The sequence below is a fragment of the Streptomyces huasconensis genome (genome assembly GCF_021028635.1).
Taxonomy (GTDB): domain Bacteria; phylum Actinomycetota; class Actinomycetes; order Streptomycetales; family Streptomycetaceae; genus Streptomyces; species Streptomyces huasconensis.
In genome coordinates this window covers 15,011-33,962 of record NZ_CP086119.1, presented here as the reverse complement: position 1 = coordinate 33,962, position 18,952 = coordinate 15,011, and the positions used below count along the sequence as shown (strand labels likewise).

Annotated in this window: 17 protein-coding genes; 6 read left to right on the top strand and 11 right to left on the bottom strand. The window is 68.2% G+C overall.

The window, feature by feature from the left end; all coding sequences use genetic code 11:
- Nucleotides 1–125: 125 nt before the first annotated feature.
- The 4 genes from J2N69_RS00145 to J2N69_RS00130 form a co-directional block, all read right to left on the bottom strand.
- Nucleotides 126–1,160: an ATP-binding protein gene (locus tag J2N69_RS00145; RefSeq protein ID WP_230898832.1), complete on the bottom strand. Its 1,035-nt coding sequence runs from the start codon at nt 1,158–1,160 to the stop codon at nt 126–128.
- Entirely contained in the window at nt 1,148–3,307 is a 2,160-nt protein-coding gene (locus J2N69_RS00140) for a transposase (RefSeq protein ID WP_230898831.1), read from the bottom strand. Before J2N69_RS00140 ends, J2N69_RS00145 begins: the two co-directional genes overlap by 13 nt.
- Nucleotides 3,304–4,014: a TnsA-like heteromeric transposase endonuclease subunit gene (locus J2N69_RS00135; RefSeq protein WP_230898830.1), complete on the bottom strand. Its 711-nt coding sequence runs from the start codon at nt 4,012–4,014 to the stop codon at nt 3,304–3,306. Before J2N69_RS00135 ends, J2N69_RS00140 begins: the two co-directional genes overlap by 4 nt.
- A 659-nt stretch (nt 4,015–4,673) precedes the next feature.
- The gene (locus tag J2N69_RS00130) at nt 4,674–5,705 is read right to left on the bottom strand and encodes a hypothetical protein (RefSeq protein ID WP_230898829.1); all 1,032 of its coding nucleotides are present in this window, start codon (nt 5,703–5,705) and stop codon (nt 4,674–4,676) included.
- Between the two features lie 851 nt (nt 5,706–6,556).
- On the opposite strand from J2N69_RS00130, the gene J2N69_RS00125 reads away from it, so the two are divergent.
- Nucleotides 6,557–8,173, top strand: a complete 1,617-nt coding sequence (locus J2N69_RS00125; protein ID WP_330166786.1) for a helix-turn-helix domain-containing protein — start codon at nt 6,557–6,559, stop codon at nt 8,171–8,173.
- A 587-nt stretch (nt 8,174–8,760) separates the two neighbouring features.
- On the opposite strand, the gene J2N69_RS00120 is transcribed toward J2N69_RS00125, so the two are convergent.
- Nucleotides 8,761–9,315, bottom strand: coding sequence for an ATP-binding protein (locus J2N69_RS00120; RefSeq protein ID WP_230898828.1), 555 nt, complete (start codon nt 9,313–9,315; stop codon nt 8,761–8,763).
- A 204-nt stretch (nt 9,316–9,519) separates the two neighbouring features.
- On the opposite strand from J2N69_RS00120, the gene J2N69_RS00115 reads away from it, so the two are divergent.
- Together J2N69_RS00115 and J2N69_RS00110 are read left to right on the top strand one after the other, a co-directional pair.
- Complete coding sequence (locus tag J2N69_RS00115; RefSeq protein ID WP_230898827.1) at nt 9,520–9,756, top strand: DUF397 domain-containing protein; 237 nt, start codon at nt 9,520–9,522, stop codon at nt 9,754–9,756.
- A gap of 88 nt (nt 9,757–9,844) precedes the next feature.
- Complete coding sequence (locus tag J2N69_RS00110; protein WP_230898826.1) at nt 9,845–10,759, top strand: helix-turn-helix domain-containing protein; 915 nt, start codon at nt 9,845–9,847, stop codon at nt 10,757–10,759.
- Nucleotides 10,760–10,798: 39 nt separating this feature from the next.
- Here J2N69_RS00110 and J2N69_RS00105 read toward each other — a convergent pair whose 3' ends face one another.
- From J2N69_RS00105 to J2N69_RS00090, 4 genes are all read right to left on the bottom strand, one after another.
- A complete protein-coding gene (locus J2N69_RS00105) occupies nt 10,799–11,608 on the bottom strand; it encodes an SAM-dependent methyltransferase (RefSeq protein WP_230904521.1) in 810 nt (269 codons plus the stop codon).
- A 92-nt stretch (nt 11,609–11,700) separates the two neighbouring features.
- Nucleotides 11,701–12,180: a hypothetical protein gene (locus J2N69_RS00100; protein ID WP_230898825.1), complete on the bottom strand. Its 480-nt coding sequence runs from the start codon at nt 12,178–12,180 to the stop codon at nt 11,701–11,703.
- On the bottom strand, nt 12,177–13,214 hold the full coding sequence (locus J2N69_RS00095; protein ID WP_230898824.1) for a helix-turn-helix domain-containing protein: 1,038 nt from the start codon (nt 13,212–13,214) through the stop codon (nt 12,177–12,179). The genes J2N69_RS00100 and J2N69_RS00095 overlap by 4 nt, the downstream gene beginning before the upstream one ends.
- Nucleotides 13,215–13,380: 166 nt before the next feature.
- A complete protein-coding gene (locus tag J2N69_RS00090; RefSeq protein WP_230898823.1) occupies nt 13,381–13,638 on the bottom strand; it encodes a hypothetical protein in 258 nt (85 codons plus the stop codon).
- A 738-nt stretch (nt 13,639–14,376) separates the two neighbouring features.
- Here J2N69_RS00090 and J2N69_RS00085 point away from each other — a divergent pair.
- The 3 genes from J2N69_RS00085 to J2N69_RS00075 are packed head-to-tail and all read left to right on the top strand — an operon-like array spanning nt 14,377 to nt 17,864.
- On the top strand, nt 14,377–15,015 hold the full coding sequence (locus J2N69_RS00085) for a helix-turn-helix domain-containing protein (protein ID WP_230898822.1): 639 nt from the start codon (nt 14,377–14,379) through the stop codon (nt 15,013–15,015).
- A gap of 24 nt (nt 15,016–15,039) precedes the next feature.
- Nucleotides 15,040–17,148 (top strand): coiled-coil domain-containing protein, encoded by a 2,109-nt coding sequence (locus J2N69_RS00080; RefSeq protein WP_230898821.1) that lies wholly within the window; start codon nt 15,040–15,042, stop codon nt 17,146–17,148.
- Nucleotides 17,148–17,864, top strand: a complete 717-nt coding sequence (locus J2N69_RS00075; RefSeq protein WP_230898820.1) for a helix-turn-helix domain containing protein — start codon at nt 17,148–17,150, stop codon at nt 17,862–17,864. Before J2N69_RS00080 ends, J2N69_RS00075 begins: the two co-directional genes overlap by 1 nt.
- 143 nt (nt 17,865–18,007) lie before the next feature.
- Here J2N69_RS00075 and J2N69_RS00070 read toward each other — a convergent pair whose 3' ends face one another.
- Nucleotides 18,008–18,430, bottom strand: a complete 423-nt coding sequence (locus J2N69_RS00070; RefSeq protein ID WP_230898819.1) for a hypothetical protein — start codon at nt 18,428–18,430, stop codon at nt 18,008–18,010.
- On the bottom strand, nt 18,430–18,627 hold the full coding sequence (locus J2N69_RS00065) for a hypothetical protein (RefSeq protein ID WP_230898818.1): 198 nt from the start codon (nt 18,625–18,627) through the stop codon (nt 18,430–18,432). The genes J2N69_RS00070 and J2N69_RS00065 overlap by 1 nt, the downstream gene beginning before the upstream one ends.
- Nucleotides 18,628–18,952 lie beyond the last annotated feature (325 nt).

The following is an 18,952-nucleotide window of genomic DNA, read 5'->3' as shown; positions in this document are numbered from 1 at the left end:
TTGGTGTGTGTGGGGGGTGAAGGCGGGGCATGGAGCACGGTCATGGAGCAGCGCCCGTCGGCACGGGCAGGGGGCTGGGCTGGCCCGTGGCGGGGAGGCATGGGCGGGGCCTTCCGCCACGCCGGTCATCTGCCGGGGCGTTGCCGCAGGGCGGCGCGCGCCGCGTTCGTGGCCTGGACGTCGAGGAGTACCTGCGACAGTTGTTTCTTCGTGATCGCGAGGTTTCCGTCCAGGATGGAACGGATCGCGGCCTCCCTGACGAGGAGGGAGAGACTGGCCATCACGCCGCCGGTGCGGAGATGGATGTAGGCGGCGTGGCGCACCAGGGTTCCGGGCCGGTGGCGGGCCAGCCGCAGCGCCCCCTCCATGTCGCCCAGGAGCGAGTGCCACATCTTCTTCTGCTCCGGGGTGCCGTTGAGCAGCGGGGGAGTGCGCAGGAGTTTGCAGCGGGCGGCGAGCTGGGCACCGCGGGGCCCTGTCAGCAGCGGTGAGTCCTCCACGTTGACACCGGCCAGCACGAACGTCGCGGGTACTCGTTCCATCAGGGTCTTGACCTGGTCGGAGGTGTCAGCGCCAGGCCGGGTACGGGTGTTGAGCAGGTGTACGTCATCGATGAACACCAGCCGGGTACCCCGCTCTAACATGACGTGGCACACGGCGTTGGTGATGGTGTGTTCGGTCATCCGGTCGTGGACGGGAATACCGGCGAACCGAGCGAGGACCTTGGCCAGGTTCCTGGGCGTGTAGGTGGGCGGGACGGAAGCGAACAGCACGGGCATGGAGCCCTCCAGTCCCGGCCGGCGGCGCCGTTCGCTCAGTTCGAAGGATCGGCCGAGTTCCATGAGCGTGGTCGACTTTCCCGCCCCCGGCGGGCCGGACACGATCAATCCGCGCCGGGCGGTGCCCGGCTGCTTGTTGTTCACCAGCAGCGTGACTCTCAGCTCCGCCATCGCCCGCTCCATGGAGGGCGTCTTGAGGGTGACGAACTCCGAGTGGTAATCCAGCAGCCTCGTACGGTTCCAGGACGGGTCTTCCACCGGCGCGGCGGTTACTCGCAGATGGCAGACGTACTCCTGCCACCGGACGCAGTCCGTGACCGCGCCGGGAGTGGCATCGCCGTCGGAGAAGTCGCCGCCTACGAGAGCAGTTACGGCAGCCACTGGTCCTCCTCAAGGTCCTGGTCGCTGAGGACGAGAGACCCTCCCGGGACATGGCCGGCCTCCAGCCCGTCCTCGTCCTCGTCCTCGTCCTCGTCCGGCAGGGTCTCGTCGTCGGGATCGGGCGCCGCGTACACGCCGGCCAGCCCGAACGACGGGGCGAGCACGTCCAGTACGTTGATCTCTCCCGCGGGCACCGGCACAGTGGTCTCAGAGGCGCGGGACTTCGCCATCACCCGCCGCTCCACGGTGGACAGTTCCTCTTTACCTGCGGCCCGCCGGAGGAAGGCGTCTAGGGCCAGGGCCAGTTCGGCCTCGTGTTCCTCACGTGAGCCGGTGCGCTCGACCACCTTGCAGATGTGTTCCCAGACGTGGTGTGTGAACGGGAGGGCGACCGAGGTGGTGTGGATCCACGCCACCTCACGGAAGCCCTCCGGCAGCCGGACCCAGATGCGGACCGGGTCGTAGGGGTTGTAATGCACCTCCCACAGGCCCTTTTGCGCCAGTACCTCGGAGTGCTGCCCGCGGTGTCCGTTGAGGCAGTTGCCGTCGTAGGTGCGGTAGTCGAACCGGATACCGGCATCGGTGATCGGCTGCCAGCGCACCGGCAGCAGCTCCACGAAGTCGTCCGACGACAAAGGCACCGGCACGTATCCGGCGACGGGCAGCAGCGCCGCCCACATCTGGTTCGGGGTGAGAACCTTCTTCGGCATCAGTGGATGCCGCAGTCCCGCGTGCGGGCGGTGGTGCCAGTGGACGAGGAACTCCTCCCACAGGGCCCGGAGTTCAGCCGCACTCCACAGCGGCTCCTGCTCGACCTTGGAACCGCGCTCGCTGACGTTCGAGCCGGTGTAACCGGGCAGCCACTGGCAGAACAGCGAATTGATCGAACCGAAGGGCCTCTCCACATGGCCCTTAGCCGGTCCGTTGGCCGGAGGCACCGGCTGCAGCGAGATCCCCAGGCTCTCGCACGCGGCCCGGGTAGCGGGGGAGACGAACACCTTGCCCTGGTCGACCACGACCGTCTCGGGCAGGATCACCGGACGGGCTGCCGCGTCCTTCACCCGCTCGTCGATGCCGGTCAGCCGCTCGTACGGCACGACCGAAGAGGCCATCGACAGCGCCGCGGACCAGCCGGGCCGCATCACCATCGGCGTCATCATCTGCGCCAGCAACACCGCTACGTCCGTCAGCTTGCTCCCTACCGGCCGCAGCACCCCCCACAGACCGCGCATGGCCACATCCACGGCGATGGTCAGCTCCAGCCGCCCCACCACCCCGTCGTCCAGGACCACCAACACGTCCAGCGGCGAACTGTCCAGCATCACGATCTCACCCGGACGCAGCGCCAGCGTCGGGGTGAACGGCGGGACCGGACGGGCGGCGCGGGCACGCCGCTGCGCCACCGTCCCCTGCAACCCGAGGGATGCCTCCACCGTGTCGAGGAGCCTGTTGAACGTGGACTGCGGCGGCACCTCGACCGTCCGCTGGCTGGGCTCACCGTGGCGCTCGTCCAGCCACCACTGCACCTCCCCCCGCATCCGCGTCTTCCACCCTCGCGACCGGGAGCGGGAAGCCTCCACAGACAGCAGGACGCGCAGCGCCTCGACCACCCGGGGATCGGCGCGGACCAGCCGCGCCGATCTGCGACGCTTCTTGACCAGCCCCCACACCCCGTCGGCGCGGTAACGCGCACGCCACCTGCGCACCGTCGCCCGGCTCACGTCCGTCCAGCCCTGCCCGACCAGTTCATCGGCCTTCGCCTGCTCACGCTGGGCCAGCGTGGTGGATGCGGGATCGTACTCAGGTCTCACCGACGCCGTCCCGTCCGGGGTGGGGCGCCCCGTCTCCACCTCACGGACGTGCCGCTCCAGTTCGAACGCACGCCGCTGCTCGCCCTCGGACACCGTCGACAGCAGGCCCATCTGCGGTACCCGCAGACGCGGCGGCCCTCCTACCAGCTCGAACGACGCATGGTCGAGCAGCTCCGCCAGCCCGAACACCGCCAGCGTGTCCTGCCCGTCTTTCTTCTCCGTCCCGGACAGCCAGATCCGCGCACCGGACACCGAGGTTCCCTCGATACCCGTGACGGTCCATTCCCGGCCCCCGAAGCGCACGCCGGTGCCGGGCCTGAGCAGGTGCTGGCTCACCGCCCGTCCTCCGCGCATGCCACCGCGACGGTCCGCTCGTGCAGCGGGCGTTCCAGCGGCACGCTCAGCACGCCCACCCACAGCGCGTGGAACACCGACGGCCACACCGCGATCGGATCACCCAGCAGCCGCACCCCCTCGGCCAGCGCCGTCGGCGTCCGGAAACACTCGGCCACGTCCGGCAACCGGTCCTGCGCGCACCGCGGATGCCGATAACCGGCAAGCCAGCGCACATTCGCCTCCACCACCGGCGGCGGCGGTCCGATCAGACGATAGGCCCAGCCTGCGGCGGCCGCAGCAACCTCCAGGTGGGCGGCCCGCCAAACCAGTCGCCGTCCCGCCCCGAACCGGCTCGCACAGTCCACCAGTAGTCCGCTGCCGTCCGCCAGACGCGCCATCAGGTGCGGCGCGTGCGACACGGCCCTGCCGCCCCGGCCGCGCCACGTCAGCTCCACCGGCCGGCAGGCCAGAGCCGTCACCACCGGATCGTGGTCTAGCATCATGAGCTGTGTGCGCATGGCCTTGAACCCGTGGTGCACCAGGCGCCTGTCGGTCGCGGACCAGTACCAACCCGGCGCCGAACGCCGTCCTTTGCAGACGGGGAACCGGCGTACCGGCAGGCACTCCTCCAGCCGTTGTTCTCCAGCTGTCTCCAGCCAGGGCAGTTCATACTCGGTGCCGTCGGGGCGGATGAACCGTGCGGTCATGTGCGCCGGATCAGCGAAGCGACGACCGATGCTCAGTGACGGTGGGGAATCAGCTTGCTGGTGTGCTTCGAAAGACAGAGGGATCACTAACAACTCTCATGTATGCAGGGGCGATCGGAACAAAGGGCACCGCTTGGAAGGCGGGACAGGCGTGTGAACACACTCAGTGGAGACGTCAGTCGGACCCGCGACGGCGAGCCGTGGCTCGCATGCCACGCTCACACCAACAAGGCGCGCGGCTACACGAAGGCGGAAGCAGAGCGGCACCAGCGCCATCACCGATGGGAGCGCTGTCGCCGCCCGGATCACCGGGCAGGATTTCCGTCTGATCGGCTGCAGGTTGCGCCCAATCGCCTTTGCCGCAGTGGTGCCTTCCTTCAGCCGCATACCGGCCGCGGCCTTTGGAGCAGGATCAGACATGATGAGTTCTGAGCACGGCATAACACCGTTCGTGACGGACCTTGCGCGTCACTCGATGGGGCATGCCCGCCAAGGCATTCGCTCTCGTGAGTTCCTCGTCCTGGACCGGGCGCCCAGCAGCTCCTGTCGTGCAACGGCCGTCGGCTTGAGCGTTCACGGGAGGCAGGCAAGGGCCATTCCACTCGCTGCCATTCATGCTGGTCAGCTGCCGTAGGGTCAGCTGGAGTACCCGCAGTGGATCAGGCCAGGTCGCCAAAGAGGGTGTCTTGGACTGGCGGTGCAGTGCGCGAGCGGGGGAGCGGTCGACGCTGGTCCTCCGGCGGTGGGGGTGTGCCGGCCGCGCCGTCAGTGAGCGCGTACCGGCAAGCAGCGCGCAGATTGGGCAGCTCGAGCTGTGCGCCCATGAAGCCAAGGAAGTCCGCGACGTTCCAGTCGATGAGGGCGCCCTGGCGGGACAAATACAGCCCCACGGATTCGATGGAGTAGCTGTCGCTGTAGTCCAACAAAAGGTAGCCAGCAAGCTGGTAGAGCTCAGCGCGGCCCATCCGCTCGGGGCGGATAGTGGCCTTACAGTCGATCAACTGGCCGCGGAGGATGAAGTCGGCATCGGCTCCTCCCACATGGGGGCTGCCGTCGAAGACGGGCCCGCAGACGCGCTGCGCGGCGGGCAGCTGCCGTAGGCCGTCGAAGGGCCCGGGATGCGCCGCCAACGCCTTCTGCTGGCCAATGTCGTCGGTGACGTAGGGCGGCACGGCATCGACGATTTCGTCCAGCGTCGCTCCGGGCCGACTGGAGCCCAGGCTGTTGCCCCGAACCCATCCCACGTGGCGGAAGATCGCCTCAAAGCTCGAGGCGACGTGACACAGCCGTACCAGACGCTCCTCCCTCTCGGAGTCGAGCGCCAACGGCAGACCGTCGCTGCTTTCGTACTGTTCCAGTTCTTTCAGCAGTACCGCCCCTGCTGCCTGCACCGTGTCGATGACATCGGGGTCCGGCCAGCCGCCGTCGTCGATGACCGCCCGCACGAGGCCTTCTTTGATCGGCTGGCCGGTGGGTGCTCCGAGGCTGATCCGCAGCCGGTGGTCGATCGTGTGGCCCAGCATGCGGTACTCCGGCTGCTGCCCCGCCCTGGTAGGAGGGTGCACCGGTGCCGGATAGCGGGCCAGGCGCTTGCGGTAGTCGGACAACAGACCATCGACGTCCGGCAGATGCTCGGTGAGGAACCGCGACATCGGCGACATCGGGTCCTTGAGGCACGAGGTGAGACTCATGAACGCATCCTGGCTCACCTGCCGGGCAGTGCATGCGGCGTCCAGTCTGGTACCGAGCGGTAGCCGAAACTTCACGCCATCTCGCCGCACCAGCCGCGCGCGGCCGCATTGTCAGACCCTGCCCCTACAGTGCCCCGGCCCCTCCGCGAAGACGCGGGCCTGAGCTCGCAGCCTGCCCGGCAAAAGAGTGCTGCAACCTGCATCGATGGTGCTGCAAGCAACGCGACGAGGCGAACATCCCGCCGGTGGCCAACGGCGAGACGGACATCCGACAAGGGCCCGGCAACCGGAAGACAGACGGCGGATGACGTCGTGCTACACGCGTTGAGTCCCGGCAATTCCATGCGGGCAAATGACCGAAAGGATCACGGTGCACTGCGAGCCGCCTTAAATTCGAGACGTGTTCGACACGTCACCCGTGCCAGGGCACGTCGGATCCGTACGTGCGTTGACACGTCCGCCCGATGGGCACCAAGGCCGCTACCGCGGCCCTGGCCCTCATCTTTGGCCTACACGCCGGCTCACTACCCCGTGACAGATTCGCCCCTGGCAGCGCTGTACGCGACGGCAACAATGCGAGGAAGTCGATAGAAGCCAGCGAGGCGGGCTACCCCGGCCATAGACCATCTACTCCCTGGTTGCCGCGCCCGTTTACCTCACCTCGTCCGAGTCCTCGGCGAGCACCTCCCGCCCCGGACACCGACCCGCCCTGGTGGACCAGCACCACCGACGAGTCCTGGTGAGCGGCGCCGACAAGAGATTCCGGGTGATGACCTGAGACAGGGGCGGCACCGCCCACGCCACCAACACTCCTTGCAACCCGGCCGCCCCGCTGTATCGAGAAAGACCAGATGATGAGCGGATACCCCGCGATCGACGACCTCCTCGCCACGCGCCGTCCTCTGCCCGCGCCAGCTGAACGCAGGCGTCTGCGCACCAGCCTCGACCTCATTGCTGATGCAGTAGCCCACGCGCTCGGTGTCAGCCCCGCCACGCTCCATGCGTGGGAAGAGGGACACGCCGAACCGCAGGGAGCTGCCCACGACGCCTACGCCTACTTCCTCTCTCGCGCCTGCACCTGCGCCGCCGCCGAGCCGCACCCCACCAACCAACCGGCAGCCGACACCTCCACCGAAATCTCGCCACCGCAAGCTTCTTGCGTGCTGTGCGGAAGCCCGGCCACCCAACAAGTGGACGGCTATCCGCAACACCTCACCGCTGCCGAGTGCGCCGAGGCAGCCACCACCGCGCCGGCCCACAGTCCTCCCCGGTCCGACGCGACACCCGAGCGCCTTATCGCGTACTCAAGCTCAGGCGCCTCGCAACACTCCAGCACCCGCCAGGACCCGATCGGGGAGACGGTCGCCGCGGCTCTGACTGTCCACGACGGAGATCAGCGCCGAGCCATCGCAGCACTTACCGCACGCGCAATTCCCGACGCGCTGCGTCTGCTCGAGGCGTGCCGAGTCGGTGCCCGGTACGACATTGTCCGCCACCCTGCACTACCCGAGATACTCCGCAAGCTGTCCCCGCAAGCACCTGACCGCATTTGGGAGGCGCGCCCCGAGTGGCAGCGCCCGCAGGCGCCAGAACAGAAGGACCCGGTGGCAGCACTCGACGTCAGCGGTGCCTACTTGGCCGCCTTCAAGACTCATCTTCCGCTCGGCCAGCTCCAACCCGCTGACCCTTGCCGTCACGACCGGCGTCGTGCCGGTCTCCACCTCATCACCCCGCCAGCTTGGGAACACGGCACCTACTTGCCAAACCCCCTCGGCCCGCGCCTTGAGCCCGGACCTGTCTGGATCACTGAACCCACCCTGCGTCTCCTGCTGCGCCTATCGAGTTCCCGGCACGCGCTGTGCGACCCGCCGGTTATCCACGAGTCCTACACGTCCGGATCCACCGAGAACCTGCTTGACAAGTTCCGCACCACCTTGCGCGATGCCCGGGCCCGCGCCCTCGGCGACGGTGACACCGTCACACTGGAGTATGTCAAGGCCCTGTACGTCAAGTTCGTCTCCGCCCTAGGTGATTCGGCCTTCAACAGGGGTCTGCGCCGCCCCGACTGGATGCACATCATCCGCTCACAAGCCTTCGCCAATCTGTGGTCCAAGGCCTACAACGCACACACCGAAGGTCTGACGCTCGTTCGGGTGTGCGGCACTGCCGAGCTGCACCTGCAAGGAGAGTGGCGACGTGCTTTCCGGGAAGGCCGAGACCTGGGCCAGGTCAAACTGAAGGACACCTACGAAGTAGCAGCGCTATACCCCGAGGCCGCCCCGGAACCTCAAGAGAGTTGCAACGACCCGTATATCGAGAAGCGGCGCTACGAGTACGCGGGCGGGCGCTACGTGGGCTGTCGCAGCTGCGGGGGAGACCTGTGCACCTCGTGCCGAACCACCCACCTTGCTCCGTCCGACATTCCATACGAGGACAACGACGACAACGTGTGCCCTGCATGCCGATAGGCGGCTCAACGGCAACAGCCATGGGGTCAACCTCCGAGGCCGCCACAGCAAGAGCTGGTGTAGGGCGGCCGTCTTTATAGGCAGGGACCAAGCTCAGGGGCCTCGCGTGCCTGCAACGGGCCGCTGCCGCCAGGCGGATAAGGTCCGGGAGCGATCATAGAGGCTGCCCTGCGTGGGTGGCTTCTCAAGAAAGTTCTAGCCCGGTTGCTGAGGCCCAGAGGATACGAAATCCTCACCGCACGGGACGATCGGGACAAGAAGCCCGGGGGCCGTCGAGGTCCGCAGCCCGTGGAAGGCACACACCGCCACCGCTCCGACGGCACCCGCCACCGGCTGATCACTGCGCGCAGGCCTGCACCGCCAGTTGGCCTTCCGCCGGGCTCGATCTGCACCTGATGGCGGGCCCGGGCGCTGACCCGACTGTCGGCCAGCGACATCAGCGCCTGGGCCAGTTGCTCCACCGGCCGCCCCGCTGCCTTCCGCCAGCGGTTGGCGCGCTACCGCTCCCAGACGTAACTCCTCGGCCCTGGGGCCTGACAACGTGACGGTCTTCGGTACCCCGATGTGCCGGGCTGACTCCCAGCCCGTTATGCCGCTGGCAGTGCCACGCGTGCCCAGACCGATTTTCCCTGGGCTTGGGGGGCTGTGGTCCAGCCCCAGGTGTGGCTGAGGGCGTTCACGATGGGCAGTCCGCGGTGGCGTTCGGCCAATGGCTGAGGAGAGGTGAGTCTGGGGCTGAGTTGGCTGGGATCGCGTACGACACACAGCAGGGTGCGCGGACGCAGAGTGAAAGCCAGCCATACCCCAGCTTGCTCACTGTCGGTTGTGGCCGTGTCTGGCCGGCCGTGGCGCACGGCGTTGGCGACGAGCTCGGAGGCGATCTGGACCGCGTCGTCGCAGATGCTGTGCAGGTTCCAGCGGCGCACGGTCTGCCGGGTGAACTGCCGCGCAATGTAGCAGCAGTGGTGGGAGGCGACGGGAATGCGGCGGGCGGCGAAGGGCGTGCTGCCCAGGCCCGAACGGACGGCGAGGTTGGGCGTGGGGGCCAGTGGTTCGCCGAGGAACAGCAGTTGCCGTCGTCGGCCCTCGTGCGCGGCAGGTGTGGACTGTGGCTGGAATGTGCCCTCGTGTGGTGGCGTCATCGTCCGTCCCCCGGAACTGGTGCCGTGCTTGATAGCACGACGTGCCGTCGTACCCGTCACTATTCCGGCCCGCTCCTCGTTCCTGCAAGCGCGGCTCTGCAATTGCAGAGCCCGGATATTCGTACAGACAGTCGGCCCGGCTGTCGACCGCGACGGACGAGTGCCTGTCGGCGTCGGGTATGGCTCGGAGGGGCACGGTGAAATATGCAACGGTTGGAAAACGGTGTCAGTGCAGGCGTGATCGAAGGGGCGCGCTGGTATAAGAGCCGTCGCAGCGGCGGAAACGGCAACTGCGTGGAAGTAGCCCGTCTTTCCGGCGGGCAGGTGGCGATGCGCAATTCCCGGTTCCCCGACGGTCCGGTCCTCGTCTATACCCGTGGGGAGATCGAGGCCTTCCTCGGTGGAGTCAAGGACGGCGAGTTCGACTTCACCCTTGCGTGACCGACAGTAGAGATATGGCCACTCGCTGACAGGGGTGAGTTCCGGCTGCCATACTCAAGGCTCTCAACAGTCCCATAGGAGTGCCCGTATGGCAGCCGACCGTCAGGCGCCGTCGATCCTCGGATTCCAGCACCGCCCGGAGTGGGGGCCTGCAGCACATCGCAAGGCGCTCGCCGGGCACCTGCGCCGCTGCCGAGACCACGCCGGGATCGCGCCCCGACAGGCCGCCCGGTGCATCCACACCTCTGAAGCGACGATCAGCCGCATGGAAACCGGCCGGATAGCCTTCAAGCAAGCAGAGGTCGAGCAGCTCCTCGACGCCTACCGCGTGAGCGATCCGCTCGAACGCGCCAGGATCGCCGACCTGGTCCAGGAAGCGGCCAAACCGGAGGTCTGGCAGCCCTACGCCAATGCAGCACCGCCGGCTCTGCGTCCGCTGCTGGCCATGGAACCGGCCGCCCGCCGCATCATCTCCTATGAACCTCAACTGGTGCCGGGCTGGCTGCAGACCGAGGAGTACGCCGAGATCGTGATCCGAGCCGCCCACCCGACGAAGCCGGCCAGGGACATCGCCGAACGGGTGGCCCTGCGGATGCAGCGTGTCGAGATGCTGCGCCGCGCCGAGACACCGCCGGTCCTGCTGGCCGTGATGGACTCCGAGGTTTTCCGCCGCCAGGTCGGCACGCCAGGGGTGATGTACCGGCAGATCAAGCATCTGCTCGCACTGCTGGAGGAGTTGCCCTATCAGCTTCATCTCCAGATCGCACCGCTGAGCGTGGGCGCCGCCGGGGCCATCGGGCACCCGGTCGTACACCTGCGGTTCTTCACCCCGGAATACCTGCCCGACCTGGTCTACCTCGAGCAGTACGAAGGAGCCGTCTACCGGGAGAAACCCTCGGAGTCCGAGCGCTACCAGGCCATCCTGAACAACCTGTGCGGCGTGGCCAACCCGGCCGAACAGACACCGGCGCTGCTGGAACAGGCACTGGCTTCCTGGCGCTGACACCCACGCGCGGCAGGCCAGCTTTGCGTTCGACCCGGCTCAGCGCCTGACGAAGCCCACTCCGCCGTACTCCTCCCATTCCCAGCTGAGCTGGGCGGGCACGTCGTCCGGGCGGGAGCGCCATGTGGAGACCTCCACCAGGCCCGGTTCGATCAACTCCAGAGGTGCGCAGAAGTCGGCCACGTCCTTCTTCTCCCGCACCCGGCCCCAGTGGCCCTGGGTCTGCTCGTCCATGAAACGGCTGACGAAGTCGCGGACCTGGGCGGAGTCGCTGACGAGCTGGCAGACCACCATCATGCTGCCGGGCGGCAGCCGGTTGGCGACCCGGGCGATGAGCTCCGCCGGCCGGTCGCGGTCCGGGATGCAGTGCAGCACTGACACGAACAGCGCCGCTACCGGCTGGGTGGGGTCAATGAGCCGGCACACCGGTTCGCTGGAGAAGATGGCGTCGGTATCCCGCATGTCCGCCTGGAGTACAGCGGTGTTCTCATTGCTCGCCAGCAGCACGCCGCCGATCGTGCGGACGATGGGGTCGCTGTCGATGTAGACCACCCGGCTGGCAGGGTCCACCCGCTGGGTGATCTCGTGGACGTTGTCCTGCGTAGGCAGTCCCGAGCCGTGGTCGATGAACTGCCGGATGCCGTATTCAGCTGCGAGCACCTGCACCACGCGGCGCAGGAACTCCCGGTTGTTCAAGGCCAGTTCCCGCATGCTGGGCACGTGTTGCAGCAGCTCTTCGCAGGCCGCGCGGTCCGCGGGGTAGTTGTCCTGCCCGCCCAGGAGGCTGTCGTACATGCGGGCCACACTCGGAATCGTCACGTCCACCCCGTACGGCAAGCTCACGCGCATTCCCTCCTGCCCCCACACGCCCTCAGGGCGTGCTCCCTTATCGACGGAGTGTAGGGACAGGCCGCGGAGGCACGCTGGGCAACGGCCGGAACTCACTCCTGCGGGGAGCGCGGCGGCAGAGTAGGAAGGTCGCCCGGGCGTACCCCGAGCACCTCGGCGATGCGCTCGGGGCTCAGCTGCATCTGCTCGTGCAGAAAGTGCGCATCGTGCTGCAGTGTCTGGACAAGCTGACTGGCCGGGACGGTGGCCGGGCCACGTCCCAGGGCGCGGTCGACGTGGTCGTGCAGAATGCGCCAGGCTGCGGCGGCGGGGCCGGTGCCGCCCAGGATCGCGGTCCAGGACACCGCCAGTTCGGTGAACGCCGCGAGGACGGCCGTTTCGGCCGCGGCGCTCCGGCCGATGCGCAGCGCCGCGTACTGCAGATACGGCTCGTAGTGGCGTTCACGGAAGGCTGTATAAGCCGTCAGCGCGGTGCGCTGGGTCCGGTCCTGTGACGGGCGAATACGGGTGTGCGGCCCTGCGCTGACCGCTGCCGCCTCCGGGCAGCGGTCGACAGGGCGGGGCCCGTTCACGGCTCCTCTTCCGGTACGACGATGTGCGCTCTGCCTTCCGGCAGGCGGGGGTCGTCGCACATCAGGAACGTGTAATGCACTGCCTCCCACAACGGCTTGAAATCGAGCGGACGGCCCCCGAGCACGCACACGAGGGAGGCCAGCACTTCCCATTCCGGCACGTCGATGCCCGCCAGGACGCGACGCGCCTGCAGCGCGCTCACCGTTTTCGCACTGAGGCGTTCGATCCGTTCCGCAGGGGGTGACTTGGCCGCCAGGTAGAGCCCGCGTACGGCAGCGTGCAACTGCGCGATGGCGGCAGCAACGGGCTGGCGCCCGTGCGCCGTCATGCCGTGGGCCGCTTCGAACAGCACGCGCAGTTCGGCCGGGTCAGCACCGAAGAGGATCGCCAGAGAGCATGTCAGGTCCCAGGTGGGCAGCCGGTCTCCTGACAGGACGCGGGAGATGAACGACGGCGAGAGCATCGTGGAGTCGGCCACTTCCCGGATTGTCAGGCCGCTGACCGTCTGCAGTTGCGTCAGGGCTGACGCCAGCTGGCTGGCGGGGGAGACCACTTCACCGCCAAGGTCGTCGGCCGTGTCCTCGGGTCCGTCGGCAGGCCGGGCAGTCTGCAAGCCACGCCACCGGGCGGGCGCGGCCCGTTTTTCGTTGGCGTGGAGATCCATCATCCGGGCCACCCGCTCGGGTCCCCACCGTGCCCGTGCTGTCTCCGGAGCTACGTGTGCGGCCTTAGCTACCGATTCCCATTTCTCACCCCGGTGGCGGGCGTCCTGCACCGCAGCCGCGGTATAGATATCCAGCTCCCGGCGGATTGCTTCGGCTCTCTCCAAAAGCGTGCCGAGCTCCTCCTGGCGCATCTCGCTGTCCAGCAACTGCTGGGCCAGCCTGCGGACCTCGGCCGCCACCGCGGTGCCGACAGGCCCCTGCACGGCGACGACCGGAGCCTTGCGTGCCTGCCGATTGCGCTGGGCCCGCCGACGACAGGCGGTGCTGCAATAGCGGCGGCGCCGCCCGGCCCCGGTGTTCTGCACCATCGGGCCCTCACAAACCGGACACCGCTCCGGCTGCGACAGATCAGTAGGCACCTTCGAAACCCCTCTCCTGTATCCCCCACGGGCGGACCGCACCGCCGACGCTTTTGAACACCGGGCTCCGGGTGGCCGACGGCGGCTTTCGCAGGCCGGCCACCCGGAATGGAGATCAGTCCCGTCGTGCCCAGAGGAATTCGACCCGCGAAGTGCGCGCTGCTCCCGCCGCGACCGCGGCGAACGCCACAGATGCGGCAGCGGTCCATTGGCCGGCGGATGGCAGGACAAAGGGCAGAGCCAGCACCACGACGGGGCCCAGGCCGACCGTGACAACCAGGGCACGCAAGCGTGCGTAATGCCGGTCGGCATTGCTACCGTCCAGACGCGTCCCGGACACCACGGTGCCCCGGGCGACATTGGGGTCAGTCATCGTTCTCCCTTTACAGAATTGACGGCTGGTCAAAATGCGAAGGGGTCCTGGTCTGCTGGTGCCATCCTTTGGTCCAGGGCCCCTATCTCGCCGTGACCCTAGCGTGCTCATGGATCGCGCGGCCAATAGAGTGAGGCCTTAACCGAAGATCCAGCCGTATCGATGTGCGAAATAACCCTGGAATGCAAGGATCTGCTCGAATAAGCCTGCCCAAAGCCGAAAGGCGGCCAGGCGTGATCGAAAATGATCGGTCCTGCCTGAAAGGTTTCTGATACACCGTCTGCTGCCGCGTGAAAAATCAGATAGGACGCACTGGCGCGGCTGCGGGCGCGCGCCCGGCCTGCTGCACCACCCGGCCGCCCCCTCGGAGGGGCGGGGAAGATCTGGCGAAGATCCGCTCGATGCGCTGTGCGGGCCGGCCACAGCGAGGTCAGCCCCACCGTTGGCCGCCGGCTCCTGCGGCCTCACGCCCTGACGGTTTCCCCGTCGCCGCAGTGGTGACCTTTGCCCCAGGGGTGGTGGACGCCGGCGGGCTGCTCTGGAGTGACGAGGTTCGCATCCTCGCATCAGGCAGGGGCGTCGCCACCGTCGTCGGTGCGGCCGCCGCGGTCGGCGGCCGCACCTGCGGGCCTTGACGAGCGCTAGCAGGCGGCCAGGCCGAACCGTCCGCCCGGTGCGTGTTCTGCGGCGGCGCTGCCGGTAGCGGTTTGACGCCCCCTCACCCACTGAGTAACCTGCATGCCAAATCAGATATCAGATGAGGGATGGAGGTTGAAGGGGTTGCTGCTGACGACCGGGCAGGCAGCCGAAGAACTCGGCTGTGCCATCACGACCTTCAGACGTCTTGTGCGGGCCGGACTGCTTCCCGGGCTGTCCCGCCGCGGAGTGCGAGTCATGATTCCCCTCAGTGCGGTCCAGGCCCTCAGCGCACGCCGCACTGCCCCGCTGCAGCAACTGGACACCAGGGAGATAGCCGTCCTGCGCGTGGACACCGCCCAGCCCTCCGAGGACCCCGACCGCGACTGGATCGGCTTCGCAGCCAGCCTCACCCCCGATGCCCTTATCAAGGCGCTGCGGGGCTGGTGGCGGTGCGACGCGGCGAGCGTCGCAGCCGGGGGAGTACTCCCGGTCACCTTGTCCGGCTATGTGGTAGCCGTGCTGACCGGGCTCGAGCGGTGGGAGAAGAACGCCGATGGCCGCCACGCTTTCCCCGATGCCCGCCTGGCCGGATACGTCACCGACCTCGCCGCCCCGCATACAGTGATCACCTCTGGCCAGGACGGCGACCGCCGGCTCGCCGGACTTCTCCTGGGCACCCGGCTCGCCTCTCAATCGGGCGGGGCCATCGCCTACGTCACCACGCACACCGCCGACTGAAACCGGCCGGACAAGGAAGCCCCGATGGACGCCCACAGCTACAGCGCCGCCCTCACCGAGCTGCGGACCGTGCGGGATGCGATCAAAAAGGCCCGGGCAGAACTGACGAGACTGGAGAGCGACCGGGACAAGCGAGTCGTCCAATTGGCCGCCTACGAGAAGGCGAAGGCGGAGCGGATCGCCCCGGCGTCCGGGCTGAGCGTGGCCGACGTCGTCACCCTTGCCCCGGCACTGGCCCCCGACCGCCTGGCAGCAGACAGCGAAACCGCGCCGCAGTCCCCGGCCCCCTCCGAGGCGATCACGACGGCCGCCGACGAGACCGGCCCCAAGCCAGCCCCGCAACCCGAAGCCGCAGCGCCCGCCAAGAGCACCGAACATCCCCGCCCTGCTTCACCAACCCCGGCCGAAGCCACAGCCCCGGCTCCGCCTGCAGAACCCCAGACGCCACGCAGCCTGCCCGCCATTGCCGAAGGCACCGCAGGCGATACCTGGTTCACCCACACGCCCGGCCTGGCATCCACCCGGCCGAACTTCACCCAGCAGGCCCGCTCCACCGTCTTCCTCGACACCAACACCGGCATCCTGGTCCACCGCAACGAGACCCACCACCTGGACCTCGGCGCCGCCTCCGCCGCGGACATCCTCACCGCCGTCTTCCACACCCTCCCCAAGGGCGTGGAACGGATCTACATCACCGCCGGCGACCCCTGGCACCGCGACACCGACCGCTACCCCTACCTGCGCGACGCGGTCGCCGCCTGGCTGAACGCGCCCACACCGGGCTGGCGCACCGACACCGGCCGCGGCCGCGACCGGATGGCTGGCCACTTCGTCCACGCCCGCAACCCCGTCGGCCGCTACCAGCGCGAGATCGGCGACAGCCACGTGGAGATCCGCTCGGTGGGGGAGTGGTTCGACATCGACGGAGACGACCCGCACACCGTCCGCGACGCATTCGTGCTGCTGTGGCAGGCCCTGCGCCGCCACTGGAGCGACGCCGTCCTCATGGGCTCCCCCTCGCAGACCGGCCGCGACCTGTGGACGCGCACCATCCCCACCCGCGGCCAGTGGTCCGACGGCTTCCCCGTGCTGTCGGAGGAACTGCGCGGCCTGCTGCACACCACCGCCGGACAGGGACGCAACGAACTGCTCACCCCGCCCCGCGTCCCTGAGCAACTGCCCCAACTCGTCGAGTACGACCGCACCTTCGCCTACGCCAAGCACACCTGGAAATCCCCCGTCGGCACCCCCCGCCGCATCACCGCCCCAACCTTCGCCGCCTGGAGCGAGAAGGAACAGATGCGCGCCCTGTACGGATGCGGCCACTGGCACGTCCGCGTCACCGTCCCCGACGGCTGGAACCACGTCGGCCTCCTCCCGGCGCCCGCCCCCGGCGACCGCGCATGGCACTACCCGGCCGCCCCCGGCACCACCTTCACCACCTGGGCCGGCGGCCCCGAAATCCACACCGCCCTCACCAACCCCCTCACCCCATGGAAGGTCGAAATCCTCGACGGCATCCTGTGGGACGACGGCAAACCCCTGGACGACTGGGCCAAGAAACTCAAAGACGCCTGGACCAACCTCGCCACCCAGGCCCACTTCCACACCGACCCCCAGCAATCCCGCGCCGCCCACCTCGCCTCCCGCGCCGTACGCGCCATCCTCCTGTACGGCATCGGCTCCTTCGCCCAACGCCCCCGCACGGTCACCGGCACCACTCCCCGCCACCTGGAGCGCGACGTCCCAGCAGACGCCGAAATCATCGGCTTCGACGACGACCTGATCACCTGGCAAAAGCCCACCGGGTTCTCCCGCGACCCCAACGCACACCCCGAATGGGCAGCTGCCATCTGGTCCGGCGCCCGCGCCGCCCTACTCACCCAACGCCACCGCGACGACAACACTCACGCCGGAGCCCTGCACGCCCCACCTGGCAGCGTCATCGCCTTCCGCACCGACGCCCTCTACCTCACCCAGCTCCAGAACTGGCCCTACCACCACCAGCCCGGCGACTACCTCCTCAAAGGCCACCTCACCGGCCCCCTGACCGCGCCCACCAGCGAAGAAGACCTCCTCGCGCTGCGTGACGCCGGACGCACCGCCCTCACCCACACCACCACGGGGGCCTGATGCCACCCAGCACCCGCCGCCCCAGCCCTCCGCGGCAACTCAACGAAGCCGCCCAACTAGCCGACCAGCTCCAAGCCGCCGGCTACACCAAACGCGACATCGCCCGCATCATCAACCGTGACCCCTCCCTGGTCTCCCAGTTCTACACAAAGAACAAAGGCGCCGCCTTCGTCCCCGCCCTCACCCACGTCCTGACCGCCGTACACACCGCTGGCATCACCGACACCAACGAACTCGCCGCCCTCGCCGCACCCCACATCACCCGCCGCACCACCACCTCCGGCAACCGCGCCCGCGTGCGCACCAAAGCCGTCCTCATCACCCCCACCGGCACCGGAACCGGCCGCGTCGGTGCCCAAGCCATCGCCTCCGGCTCCACCCGCCTGCGCCCCCTGATCGCCGAAGCAGCCCGCCAGAACCTCCGCCTGGCCTTCACCGTCCGCCTCGCCAAAACCGGCTACCTCCACGCCTCGGGCAGCCGCACCGACTCACCCGGCATCCGCCGCGACGTCATCCAGCGCGCCGACCACACCGAAGAACGCTCCTACGGCTCAGCCGCCACCGGCGGCTTCGACGCCACCGACTTCGCCCGGCGGGTGGACGCGGCAGGCGGCGACGTTACCGCTGCGGTCCACCAATGGCTCGCGGAGAGCGGCCGCATCAACCCAGACGCGCACATCAACCACCTCGAGGTACGCACCTGGCGCCCGCGCTGACTACATGCCAACAGCTCATTGGCCTGACTGCTGCCCTGGGAGCTTTCCTAAGAAGCGGGCGGTCTGACGTATGCCGGAAGACAACGGCCGCGGGCAGAAGTATCCCGCCCGCGGCCGTCAAACGGATGCCTACAGAGAGGCCTTCAGCCGTCCGGTTCGATCACTTCGAGCTCGACGCCGTACCGCTCCAGCACATCGTCCGCGAACTCCTGCTGTCCCCGTGCTGGGAGTGAGCGGAACCACCAGCGGCTCTCATTGGGCCGAACCGACGGGCCATCTTGCAAGAGTGCTCGAAACCCCTCGTCGATACGGGAGAGTTCGTTTGAGAACCACGAGTACTCAGGCAGCGACCGCACGACCGGGTCATCGATGACGTGCTGCAGCAGCTCGCGGATGGACAGGTCGTTGAGGTATTCGGATACGTCGAGGTCGTAGCCCTCCGTGCACAGCTTCACCACTTCGTCCCAGCTTCGCAGGGCAGCCCCGGGCAACGGGGGGTTGACCCGCCCCGCTGCCCGGGCCACGCGCTGGAACTGCGATACCAGATCGCCTTCGCGTGGTCTCACTAGAACTGCTCCCAGAAGTACTGCATGGGATCCGCTGCGGCGAAGGCGGCTCCGTCGGCGAGGACGCCGTGGACGGGACTCTTCCTGTCCAGGACGGTCAGGATGCCCGCACCGAGTCCGGCAAGGACACCGGGCAGCAGGATGATCGCGGCACGTGCGCCGAGCAGTGGCTGGTTCCGCTCCAGGGGATTCAACATCAACTCCGAGCGTGTATTGGGGTGTTGGTCAGCCTGGGAGGCTGCCTGCCGTGGTCGTTGATGCTGTAGCGGCTGACCCGCCGACTGCCCCCGCGTGATGTGAATCATGGAGAGTAGCGGCAAGACAGGCGCCTCCGAGGTGGGGGAGATCCATGGGGCGTGTCTAAGACCTCGTGCGTGAGGCAAGGGCGAGAGCCGCGGGACAGTGACCGACGCGAGGGAGCGAATGTGCCGGATAAGGCTAGGAGAGAAGCACCGCCGGAAGGTCGCCGGGCTAGGAACCGGAGTCGGCGGAGCTTGGGCCGGCCGGTCTGATGAGTCTTGA